The 11,863-nt window shown below is 63.3% G+C and carries 10 protein-coding genes and 1 pseudogene; 6 read left to right on the forward strand and 5 right to left on the reverse strand.

Features of this window, described 5'->3' with window-relative positions:
• The first annotated feature begins 169 nt into the window (after window positions 1-169).
• On the forward strand, window positions 170-880 hold the full coding sequence (locus FJV80_RS19520) for a DNA helicase (RefSeq protein ID WP_095792870.1): 711 nt from the start codon (window positions 170-172) through the stop codon (window positions 878-880).
• A 46-nt stretch (window positions 881-926) separates the two neighbouring features.
• Entirely contained in the window at window positions 927-1,484 is a 558-nt protein-coding gene (locus FJV80_RS19525; protein ID WP_142877173.1) for a GNAT family N-acetyltransferase, read from the forward strand.
• A gap of 108 nt (window positions 1,485-1,592) precedes the next feature.
• Here FJV80_RS19525 and FJV80_RS19530 read toward each other — a convergent pair whose 3' ends face one another.
• The 5 genes and pseudogenes from FJV80_RS19530 to FJV80_RS19550 form a co-directional block, all read right to left on the reverse strand.
• Entirely contained in the window at window positions 1,593-2,624 is a 1,032-nt protein-coding gene (locus tag FJV80_RS19530) for a P1 family peptidase (protein WP_142877174.1), read from the reverse strand.
• A 66-nt stretch (window positions 2,625-2,690) separates the two neighbouring features.
• A pseudogene (locus FJV80_RS35140) lies at window positions 2,691-2,786 on the reverse strand (MerR family transcriptional regulator); the annotation flags it as partial.
• A gap of 9 nt (window positions 2,787-2,795) precedes the next feature.
• Entirely contained in the window at window positions 2,796-3,980 is a 1,185-nt protein-coding gene (locus FJV80_RS19540; RefSeq protein WP_142877175.1) for an MFS transporter, read from the reverse strand.
• A 148-nt stretch (window positions 3,981-4,128) separates the two neighbouring features.
• Window positions 4,129-4,338, reverse strand: a complete 210-nt coding sequence (locus tag FJV80_RS19545; protein ID WP_095773643.1) for a DUF2061 domain-containing protein — start codon at window positions 4,336-4,338, stop codon at window positions 4,129-4,131.
• 131 nt (window positions 4,339-4,469) lie between these two features.
• Window positions 4,470-6,134, reverse strand: coding sequence for a Na/Pi cotransporter family protein (locus FJV80_RS19550; RefSeq protein WP_095773644.1), 1,665 nt, complete (start codon window positions 6,132-6,134; stop codon window positions 4,470-4,472).
• A 385-nt stretch (window positions 6,135-6,519) separates the two neighbouring features.
• On the opposite strand from FJV80_RS19550, the gene FJV80_RS19555 reads away from it, so the two are divergent.
• From FJV80_RS19555 to FJV80_RS19570, 4 genes are all read left to right on the forward strand, one after another.
• A complete protein-coding gene (locus FJV80_RS19555) occupies window positions 6,520-6,888 on the forward strand; it encodes an RcnB family protein (RefSeq protein ID WP_095792873.1) in 369 nt (122 codons plus the stop codon).
• A 140-nt stretch (window positions 6,889-7,028) separates the two neighbouring features.
• On the forward strand, window positions 7,029-8,963 hold the full coding sequence (dnaG, locus tag FJV80_RS19560; protein ID WP_095789148.1) for a DNA primase: 1,935 nt from the start codon (window positions 7,029-7,031) through the stop codon (window positions 8,961-8,963).
• A gap of 366 nt (window positions 8,964-9,329) precedes the next feature.
• On the forward strand, window positions 9,330-11,354 hold the full coding sequence (gene rpoD, locus FJV80_RS19565) for an RNA polymerase sigma factor RpoD (RefSeq protein WP_095773647.1): 2,025 nt from the start codon (window positions 9,330-9,332) through the stop codon (window positions 11,352-11,354).
• 183 nt (window positions 11,355-11,537) lie between these two features.
• Window positions 11,538-11,831, forward strand: a complete 294-nt coding sequence (locus FJV80_RS19570; RefSeq protein ID WP_027047268.1) for a GYD domain-containing protein — start codon at window positions 11,538-11,540, stop codon at window positions 11,829-11,831.
• Window positions 11,832-11,863: the final 32 nt, after the last annotated feature.

Raw genomic sequence — 11,863 nt, forward strand, 5'->3', positions numbered from 1 at the left:
TTTCGATCCGCAAGGGTTGAGCTATGATGTGATTCTGGCGTGGCCCACGCCTCTTCCCTCCAATGGGAAAGCATCAGTTCATGCGGGGCACTCTCATCACCGAACCGACTGTTCGAGCGCACGGCATAAGGAGGGGTTGCGAAAACGGCTCGCATCAGAAGGTTTTGCCATGAAACTATCCGCGCCCATCTACCATCTGAAACGTCAGGCCAGGCTGTTGTCGCGCCAGGCAGGAATTCCGCTCCACCAGGCGCTTGATCGTGTTGCCGCGCAGCAAGGTTTTACCAGCTGGGGTTTGCTTGCGGCCAAGCTGTCCGAGGCAGCGCCTGCCGGCAGATTGTTTGCGCAGCTGACACCGGGCGATCTGGTCCTGGTCGGCGCGCGACCCGGCCACGGCAAGACGCTGATGAGCCTTGAACTCGCGGTCGAATCCATGAAATGCGGCCATCGCAGCGTGTTCTTCACGCTGGAATATACGCAACGCGATGTGCTGGAGCGGTTTCATGCCATCGGCGTGGAGCCGGCCCGGTTCGACCGGCTGTTCGAATTCGACACTTCCGATGCCATCAGCGCCGACTACATCGTCAGGATCTTGCGATCGGCGCCGCGTGGTACGCTGGCGGTCATCGACTATCTGCAGTTGCTCGACCAGAGACGTGAGAACCCCAGCCTGATGGAGCAGGTCCGCACCTTGAAAGCTTTCGCGCGCGTCAGCGGCGTCATACTGGTTTTCATCTCGCAGATCGACCGGTCCTACGATCCCGAGACCAAGCCGGTCCCCGATATCGGCGACATCAGGTTGCCCAACCCGCTCGATCTGTCGCTGTTCGACAAGACCTGCTTCCTGAACAAGGGCGAGATCCGCTTTCAGGTGGCTTGAGCGCTCGGACGGCCACGGCTATGCCTGCTGCCAGGGAGCATGGATCATGATCGAGATCGTCAAACCGGCGCTTGAGCATTTGCCATCCTACAAGGCCGCGCTCGAGCGCGGCTGGTCGCCGGACAATGTGCGGCTCCAGGAGGCGACGCGCGAGCAGTTGGCGGAGATAGAGCAGGACCCGGAGGCTTTCCTGGCCAGCCTCGATGATCCCGAGGCCAGGGACGGCCCGATCACCTTGCCCGACGGCACGCAAGTGCCGCGCCTGCCGGGCTTCCGCCGCTGGATCTGGGATGGCGAGGCATCGGGCTCGATCGGCTTTCGCTGGCAAAAGGGCACGGCGGAACTGCCCTCGCATGTGCTTGGCCATATCGGCTATGCGGTGGTGCCGTGGAAGCGGCGGCGCGGCTACGCCACGCAGGCCTTGCGGCTGATGCTGGACGAGGCGAGGGCGGTCGGCCTGCCCTATGTCGAGATCACCGCCAAGCCGGGCAATCCGGCCTCGCACAAGGTGATCCTGGCCAATGGCGGCAGGCTGGTCGAGCGCTTCTTCGAGGACGCCGCCTACGGCGGGGTGGAGAGTTTGCGGTTTAGGATCGAGCTGTAGGTCGCCCTAAAGCGCGTCACATCGAAACGGATTCATGGCGCGCTTTAGGGTCTCTGTTTTTATGCACGTCGCCTTCCCAAAACCGAGGTCACTTTTGGGCGACATGCATCAACGTTGCTGATCGCGCAGCCAGTCGGCCAGCGATGCGCGATGCTTGCCGGCCCTGCCGGTGAAGGCCACGGCCGACAGCATGGAGTTCAACACCGCCTCGTGCGTGGCTTCCGCCGCCGCGCGAAAAAGGATGTCGATGCGTGCCTCATTGAGCGCGAGCAGCGGCACCAGATCGCGGCTTTCATCGTGGTCGACCAGATTGCCGGTGCTGAAGGCGATGGCGATGTCACCACTGCCATGGCCCCAGAAGGAGCCGAGCCTGGCGATGCCGGCCCCAGCGCGGCGCGCCACTCTTTCAAGCTGGCGGTGTTCGAGCGGCACATCGGTTGCCAGCACGATCATGACCGAGCCGCGCTCGTCCCCGGCCGGTTGTCCGGGGTCCGGCCGGCGCCCATCGGGCAGAACGAGGTCTCCAGGTCTGCCGAAATTCGACAGAACGAGAACGCCGAGATGATGGCCGCCGCCGAGCGCGATTTTTCTGGACGCCGAACCGATGCCGCCCTTGAAGCCGAAGCAAGTCATTCCCGTTCCGGCGCCGACATTGCCTTGTTCGACCTCGCCCGCATGCGCGTCGGCCAGCGCGGTGAGGGCGTGTTCCTCTGATATCGCCAGGGCCTGGATATCGTTCAGCGGACCGTCATTGCATTCGCCGACCACCGGATTGACGGTTCCGGTGGTGCGGCCGATATCCGGGTTCTGACGCATGGCGTCGCGGATCAGCGCCGTTGCGCAGGTTCCGACCGAGAGCGTGTTGGTCAGGAGAACAGGCGTTTCGATGGTGCCAAGCTCCTGCACCTGCGCCAGGCCGGTGGTCTTGCCGAAGCCGTTGATGATATGGCTTGCCGCCGTCACCTTCTTGCGAAACAGATTTCCGCCATGCGGCAGGATCGCGGTCACGCCGGTGTTGGTGTCGCTGTTGCGCAGCGTGCAGTGGCCGACGCGTACACCGGGCACATCGGTGATCGCATTGCGCGCGCCCGCCGGCAAGCTGCCGCAGCTCAAGCCGAAATCGCTGACAGTGCTCGTCATGTCTGCTCCTGGTCTCACGAACGGCACGCGCCCAGGCCGAGGCCCGCGTCGGACCGGATCTCAGTATCAGACATGCTCGTCCGCACACAGCGCGTGGTCTGACAGCGCGCGGATGACATAGCAGTCGCCGACCGTCTTGCCGTCACAGCAGGAGGCGATGCGGATCGTGGTCTACTCCGCCGGTGCCGTCAGCGGCGGCGTGGCATTGCTGCGCGCTTCCCAGACCTGGGAGGTGACAGCCACCACCACGGCGACCAGCATGGCGAAAGCGCCGACCACCGGCAAGCTGCGATAGCCATAGCCGGCATTGAGCATGGCGGCGCCCAATGACGCTGCCAGCGCGATGCCGACATTGAAGCCGGACGGGATCAGCGATGAGGCGAGATTGGACGCATCGGCCGTCCACGCCAGGATGCGGGTCTGGATCGGCGTGCCGATGGCGAAGTTGAGGCCACCCCAGATGACGATCGCCACGATCATCGGCAGGGGATAGGGGCTGACGGCATAGATGACTGCCAGCGTCACCGCCTGCAGGGCCAGCATGGTGATCAGCGACGGCATCAGCTTCCAGTCCGACAGCTTGCCGCCGAGGAAGACGCCAAGCGTGGCGCCGACGCCGTTGAGCAGCAGCACCCAGGGCACCAGATCTTCGTCGAGCCCGGTGACCTCCAGCAAGGTCGGCGTGATGTAGGTGAACAGGCAGAACTGGCCGAGCATCAGCATGAGCATCAGGATCAGCGAGGTCCAGACCTGCTGGCGCGCCAGCACGCGGACCTCACGCGCCAGCCCGGCCGGTTTGGCCTGATATCCGGCGGTGCGCGGCAGAAGGGCAGTCATCGCCAGCGTTGCCGCCACGCCGAGCGCACACATCACCCAGAAGGTCGCGCGCCAGCCCCAGATGTTGCCGATGGCGGTGCCTGCCGGCACGCCGATGACGTTGGACACGGTGAGGCCGGACAGGATGACCGCCACTGCCATGCCGCGTTTGTCCTCGGGAACGAGGCTGACGGCGACCACCATGGCGACGCCGAAATAGGCGCCGTGCGCGACGGCAACGGCGATGCGCAGCAGCAGCATCGAGGTAAAGTCGGGCGCCAGTGCACAGGCCGCCTGGCCGATGGTGAAGACGATGGCGAGGCCGAGCAGCAAGGTCTTGCGCGGCAGGGATTTGGTGGCGAGCGCCAGCAGCGGACCGCCAATGGCGATGCCGCAGGCATAGCCGGAGACGAGGTAGCCGGCGGAGGGAACCGAAACGCCGAGCCCTTCCGCCACCTGCGGCAGCACGCCGGCAATGACGAATTCGGTAGTGCCGAAGGCAAAAGCGGCAATGAACAGGGCAATGAGCGGAAGCGACATGGGAAAGCCTTGGCTGGAACGGCGTCAAACCACGGATAGGAGGCGCGGGCAATCCAGAAATTTTTGTCGCGACTTTAGCTTTTCTTGACTGCTCCCCTTGGCGCCGGCGCGATCGGTCACGCAGCGCATGCCGGCAGTGGGCAAGCTCCTAGACTGGGGTCCTGCGGCCGTAAGGGATCTTCAGCCATGCGCGCTCATGAAAATAATAGAGCAGCGACTTGGTGAAGACCTCCGTCACGCCGATGGCGGCCGCCAGCTTGACGCTGCCAGTCACCACAAGCGAGATGATGATCGTGTCGATGGTGCCGGTCATGCGCCATGAAAGCGCCTTGGCGAAACTGCGCGAATGGGTATCCATCGATTTCCTCCCGGGGGCATCGGATGCTTAGCCGACGGAAGGCAGGGTGAGCAAAGACTAATTTTGCCGTTCGAGCCGGAACGACGCAAGCTTGTTCCCAAGTTGACGCCGCCGTGGCAAATCCCTTCTCGCTAGCTGGCCTTCAGTCGGGATCCTGTGAGAAGGCCGCGCTCTTCGAGCACCGGATAGGCCATCGAGGCCAGCAGTGAATTGATCTGCTTGAGGTCGCGGATGGTGTCGAGATGGATCGAGCTTGTCTCGACGCTTTTGGCGGTGCCTTCGCGCAGCCGCAGGAAATGGCTGGCGCTGGTTTCCTTCTCGCGGTCGCGCAACTGGTCCTTCTCCAGCACCAGCTGGCGCGCTGTTTCGGGGTCGCGCGAGACCAGCACGTTGAAGGCAAGCCTTGCATTGGCCAGCACCGAGCCGTGGAAGGCGCACAATTCGCTCCATCCCTCGTCGGTGAATTCCAGCCCGCGATCGACCTTCTTCTTCACATGCACCAGCATGTTGCGCACGATGATGTCGCCGACCTGCTCGAGCTTGACGCAGGCGCCGATCAGTTCCTGGCAGCGCAGCGCCTCGTCCTCGGTCAGCGGGTTCTTGGTGACCTTGGCGAGGTAGAGTTTGATCGCCGCATGTTTACGGTCGACACGGTCGTCGAGGGCGGCCAGCGCCTTTATCTTGTCCGCGTCGGCACTCTCATAGAGCTCAATGATGCGCTTCAGCATGATCTCGACCGTCTCGCAGACCCGCACCACCTCGCGCGTGGCATTGGCCAGCGCCTGGCTCGGCACATCGAGCGCGCTTTCGTTGAGCGCGGACAGTTCGATGACGTCGAGCGAGGCAGCCGGCGCTGCCTTGGTGCCGAGCGCGACGATCTTCTCCGAGGCGCGGTAGACGAAGCCGGCCAGCGGCAGGCCTGCCAGCAGGATGATGACGTTGAACAGGATGTGGGCGTTGACGATCTGGTCAGCCGCCGTGGTGCCGAGGAAGCCGACATGCGGCCGGACGATCATGAAAAGGACCAAAATGACCAGCGAGCCGAGCCCGCGCATCAGCAGATTGCCGATCGGCACGACGCGCACGGCGGGTCCGGCCGAGCGGGTCAGCATCGGCGCGATGATGGAGGAGCCGAGATTGACGCCGAGGATGAGGACGACGCCGAGTTCCGGGCTGATCAGGCCGCGGCCGGCCAGCGTCGCCATCAAAAGCACCGCGGCGATGCTCGACTGGAACAGCCAGGTGATCAGCGCCGCCAGGAGATAGGCGGTGATGGAATCGCTGGAGAAGTAGTTGATGATGACCGGCATCAGCTGGCTGTTGCGCAGCGGCTCCGACGCCTGGCCGATCATTTCCAGCGACAGGATCAAGAGGCCGATGCCGACCAGGATGCGGCCGGTCTGGCGCCAGTCGCGCCGCTCGGTCGCCATGAACATCACCGTGCCGGTGATCAGGCAGAGCGGCACCAGCAGCGTGAGGTCGAAGGTCAGCAGCTTGACCACGAGCGCCGAGCCGATCTCGGCGCCGCGCACGGCCAATTGGCCGGCGGCGCCCGAGACGATACCGGAACCGGCGAAGGAGCCGACCAAAAGCGTCACGGCGGTCGAACTCTGCAGGGCGATGGCGAGGCCGGTGCCGGCCAGCACCGCCATGATCGGATTGCGCATGGTGGCGCGCAGCCTGTGGCGCAGCACATCGCCATAGGCGCGCTCGACGCCGGTCTTCACCATGCGGGTGGCAAACAGCATCAGCGCCACGGCGCCGGCCAGATGCAAAAGGACGACGGAACCGCTCATTTCGGCGCCTGCATGCGGACAGGGCACGCAGTGCGGACGGCGCGGCCAACAGGCGGAAAAGCAAGGGTTCGAATCATGGTCATGACACTGTGAATAATAGCCGGAATATTTTAGCCGGGTAATAAAACTTTGTCGATTTCAAGAGGCCGTCGCGGCGCGACAGGCCGTGTCGGGAAATGGATGGGGTGCGCGAATGGTTGCACAGCCGGGCTTTGGCCGGTCTGGAACGGTTGTTTTGCCGAGTGGCCGACACTCATCTTTGCGATGATGTTCAAGTATCGGCAATAAGCAGAAGATTTCATTACACAATTGTAATGCCGGCGTTCAGTTTCAGTTCATCCGCCGGCCGCTATTCCTCGGGCATCGACAACCAAGGAGATTTCTCATGAAGCGCATTGTTCTTTCTGTCGTCGCCGTCTCGATGCTGGCCGCCACCTCACTTGCCGGCCAGGCCGCGCCGATGAACGCGCCGGTCGTGCCGCAGTCGAATTACACCAAGGTCGACTGGCAGAAGCCGGGCCACCACGATGATGTGAGGAAGCGCGTCTTCAAGAAGAAAGTCGTCGTGAAGCGGAACCACTGGCGCAATGGCCAGAAATATTCCGGCTGGAGGCAGCACCGGCCGATCCGCGACTATGGCCGCTACGGCCTGCATCGTCCCGGCCGCGGCCAGGAATGGATCCGCGTCGGCAACGACTATGTGCTGGTCGGCATCCTCTCGGGCGTCATCTTCGGCGCGCTCGCCGCGCAGTAAGCGCCGCAACCGGGCTGAAAAGGAAGGGCGGCCTGTAACGGCCGCCCTTCCTTTTACCCTGTGGAAACCGGGTATGGCCGGTATTGGGGGTCGTCGGATTTCGCTGGCATGATTATATGGTGGGGAAACGAGTTCCCTCAATGCGCTTTCCGCCCGCCTTTCTCGACGAGATCCGCGACCGCGTGCCGATTTCATCGGTTATCGGCCAGCGCGTCGCGTGGGATCGCAGGAAGACCAACGCGTCGCGTGGCGACTTTTGGGCCTGCTGCCCGTTCCATGGCGAGAAGAGCCCGTCCTTCCACTGCGAGGACAAGAAGGGCCGCTATCATTGTTTCGGCTGCTCGGTCTCGGGCGATCATTTCAAATTCCTGACCGAACTCGACGGAATGAGTTTCCCCGAAGCGGTCGAAAAGATCGCCGACATGGCCGGCGTGCCGATGCCGGTGCGCGACGCCCAGGAAGAGCGGCGCGAGCAGGAACGCGCCAGCCTGACCGACGTCATGGAGATGGCGACCGCCTTCTTCCAGGAGCGGCTGCAGGGACCTGAGGGGGCAAAGGCCCGAGCCTATCTCAGGGACCGCGGGCTGACGCCGGCGACGCAGCAGTCGTTCCGGCTGGGCTACGCGCCGGACAGCCGCAATGCGCTGAAGGAGCATCTCGCGGCAAAAGGCGTGCCGAAGGCCGATATCGAAGCCTGCGGGCTGGTGCGCCATGGCGACGACATTCCGGTCTCCTATGACTGGTTCCGCGACCGCATCATGTTCCCGATTCCGGATTCGCGCGGCAAGATCATCGCCTTTGGCGGCCGGGCGCTGGCGCCCGATGCGCTGGCCAAATACATGAACTCGCCCGACACCGAGCTCTTCCACAAGGGCAATGTGCTCTACAATTTCGCCCGTGCGCGAAAGGCGCTGGCCAAGGGTGGCACGGTGATCGCCGTCGAAGGCTATATGGATGTCATCGCGCTGGCGCAGGCCGGCTTCGAGAATGCCGTGGCGCCGCTTGGCACCGCGCTTACCGAAAACCAACTTGAATTGCTGTGGCGCATGGCGCCCGAACCGATGCTGTGCTTCGACGGCGACAAGGCCGGGTTGAAGGCGGCATGGCGTGCGGCGGATCTGGCGTTACCGTCGGTGCAGGCCGGGCGCTCGGCGCGTTTTGCGCTGCTGCCGGAAGGCAAGGATCCCGACGACCTCGTCAAGGCCGAAGGGCCGGACGCGTTCCGCGCAGTGCTTGCCGATGCGCGGCCGCTGGTCGACCTGTTGTGGATGCGCGAGACAGCTGGCGGTGTCTTCGACACGCCGGAACGGCGGGCGGAACTGGGAAAGACGCTGCGGGAGTTGACCAGCCGCATCCGCGACGAAAGCACGCGCTTTCACTACCAGCAGGAAATGCGCGAGCGGGAAAAGAGCTTCTTCGGCTCGCAGCGCGATGCGCGGCAAGGACGCCAGGACTGGAAACCGGGGCAGGGCAAGGCAGTCGCACCCGGCGGCCAGTTCGCCAAGCCTGGCGGCGGTCGCATGGCGATCACCGAAAGCCTCGGCCAGTCGGCGCTGGTCAAGCGCGGCAGCGAAGGGATGTCTGTGCGCGAGGCGACGATCATCGTGGCGCTGGTCAACCATCCGGCGCTGATCGACGAGAATTTCGCCCATGTCGAATTTCTCGACCTTGCCAATTCCGATCTGCAGCGGCTGCACGCCGCTATCCTCGATGCAATGGCGCATGACATGGCCAATGACCGCCACGCCGTGGTGGCGACGATCGAGCGTGCCGGCTGCGCCGAGATCTGGGAGCGCGCGGTTGGCCTGATCCGGCGGGCGCGGCAATGGCCGGCGCTGGAGACGGCAGCACTTGACGACGCCCGTGACGCTCTGAACCAGGCACTGCACTTGCAGCGCAGCGCGCGCACCTTACATAAGGAGCTGAAACAGGCGGAAGCGGCGCTCGAAGCGGATCCCTCGGACGAAAACTTCCGCCATCTGATCGAAATTCAGGCGCAATTTCAGGATGTGCAGGCGACGGAAGCGCTGATCGAAGGATTCGGCGTTTCGTCGGGCAGGGCTGGGCGAGCCTAAGTGCAGGTGAGTGCAAGAATGAGAGCGTGGCCGGGCTTCCCAGGGGAGCAAGGCGCGCTAAGTCGGGTAATTGATTCGCTTTTTTCATGCGAATCATGCCAGAGGCGCTTGACCTTCAGACAGAATGGCGGAATCAGGACGATTCGAAACGTTAACCCGCACCCGCGCCGACGGGAAATGAGCGATGTGAGGTACTGGTCACTGGACAGGCAGGCAGCCTGCCACAGATATCAGGGTTAATCTGGACTTAACGATCAATGAAGTTAGTGGCCCGGTGAAGCGCGTTTCAAAACGAGCCTATCCGATTTGACTGGTCCGACAGCTTACGCGGCCCCGATGCCCGGCCGCTAGGAGAAGATAAAAATTATGGCGACTAAGGAAAAGGAAGAGGTCGAGACCGAACGCGAAGGCGCCACAGATGGCCCTCTGCTCGACCTTTCCGATGATGCTGTCAAGAAGATGATCAAGGCCGCCAAGAAGCGCGGCTATGTCACGATGGACGAGCTGAATTCGGTGCTGCCTTCCGAGGAAGTGACCTCCGAGCAGATCGAGGACACGATGGCGATGCTGTCCGACATGGGCATCAACGTGGTCGAGGATGACGAGCAGGGCGAAGAGGCCGAGGCCGGCGACACCGCGGCGGATGCCGAGGAAGACGCCAACGAACTGGCCGAACAGACCGGCACGGCGGTCGCCGCCACCACAACCAAGAAAGAGCCGACCGACCGTACCGACGATCCGGTGCGCATGTATCTGCGCGAGATGGGCTCTGTCGAGCTGCTGTCGCGCGAGGGCGAAATCGCCATTGCCAAGCGCATCGAGGCCGGCCGCGAGACGATGATCGCGGGCCTGTGCGAAAGCCCGCTGACCTTCCAGGCCATCATCATCTGGCGCGACGAGCTCAACGAATCCAAGATCCTGCTGCGCGAGATCATCGATCTCGAAGCCACCTATGCCGGCCCGGAGGCCAAGCAGGCGCCGGTGGTCGAGCGCATCGAGGAAGCGCCCAAGGCCGAGGAAAAGCCGCGGCGCGGACGCGACGAGGAAGACGACATCACCAATGTCGGCACCGATACGCGCGGCATCGGGGACGATGACGAGGAAGACGAGGACGAAGCGAGCCTGTCGCTGGCGGCGATGGAAGCCGAACTGCGTCCGCAGGTGATGGAGACGCTCGACGTCATCGCCGACACCTACAAGAAGCTGCGCAAGCTGCAGGACCAGCAGGTCGAGAACCGTCTGGCCGCCGCCGGCACGCTGTCGCCCAGCCAGGACCGCCGGCTGAAGGAGCTGAAGGACCAGTTGATCAAGGCGGTGAAGTCGCTGTCGCTCAACACGGCGCGCATCGAGGCGCTGGTCGAGCAGCTCTACGACATCAACAAACGCCTGGTGCAGAACGAGGGCAAGCTGCTGCGCCTCGCCGAAAGCTATGGCGTGCGCCGCGAGGAGTTCCTGAAGGAATATCAGGGTTCCGAACTCGACCCCAACTGGACGCGCGCGATCGGCAACCTGACCTCGCGCGGCTGGAAGGAATTCACCAAGAACGAGAAGGATGCGATCAAGGACCTGCGTGCCGAGATCCAGCATCTGGCCACTGAAACGGCGATCTCGATCCTGGAATTCCGCAAGATCGTCAACCAGGTGCAGAAGGGCGAGCGCGAAGCCGCGATCGCCAAGAAGGAAATGGTCGAGGCCAATCTGCGCCTCGTCATCTCGATCGCCAAGAAATACACCAATCGCGGCCTGCAGTTCCTCGACCTGATCCAGGAAGGCAATATCGGCCTGATGAAGGCGGTCGATAAGTTCGAATACCGCCGCGGCTACAAGTTCTCGACCTACGCGACATGGTGGATCCGGCAGGCGATCACGCGTTCGATCGCCGACCAGGCGCGCACCATCCGCATTCCGGTGCACATGATCGAGACGATCAACAAGATCGTGCGCACCTCGCGCCAGATGCTGCACGAGATCGGCCGCGAGCCGACGCCGGAGGAACTGGCCGAAAAGCTCGCCATGCCGCTCGAAAAAGTGCGCAAGGTGTTGAAGATCGCCAAGGAGCCGATCTCGCTCGAAACGCCGGTCGGCGACGAGGAGGATTCGCATCTGGGCGACTTCATCGAGGACAAGATGGCAATCCTGCCGATCGACGCCGCGATCCAGGCCAATCTGCGCGAGACCACCACGCGCGTTCTGGCCTCGCTGACGCCGCGCGAGGAGCGCGTTCTGCGCATGCGCTTCGGCATCGGCATGAACACAGACCACACGCTGGAGGAAGTCGGCCAGCAGTTCTCGGTCACCCGCGAGCGTATTCGCCAGATCGAAGCCAAGGCATTGCGCAAGCTCAAGCACCCGAGCAGGTCGCGCAAGCTGCGCAGCTTCCTCGACAGCTGAGACATACCGACAGCAAGAACAAAAGGGCGCCCCCTGGCGCCCTTTTTCGTTTGTGACACGCGCTCTTGCGGCTCGCATCCATCGGGAGGATAATTTCCAGGTCGGATGCATTTTCTGGGCGACAACCCGGATGCCCGCCCCGGCGAAGACGCCGTGCTCCGTGGCCCCGGAGGGAGGTGTGCCGTGACAAGCTACATCGTGCTGATGAACTGGACGGAGCAGGGCGCGAAGAATGTGCGGGATTCGCCGAAACGGCTTGATGCCGCCAGGAAACAATTGGGCGACATGGGCGGCTCGTTCAAGGCGTTCTACCTGACGATGGGTGAATACGACATGGTGGCGGTGGTGGAAGCACCCGACGATGCGGTCCTGGCGCGTTTCTCGCTGATGCTGGCGGCCGCCGGCAACATCCGGACGCGGACGCTGAAAGCCTTCCCCGAATTCGCCTACCGCGAGATCATCTCGTCGCTTGGATAGCAGGCGGCAGGGTTCGAAGGCGACGACAAGAT

Source organism: Mesorhizobium sp. WSM4310, assembly GCF_007003935.1.
GTDB lineage: Bacteria > Pseudomonadota > Alphaproteobacteria > Rhizobiales > Rhizobiaceae > Mesorhizobium.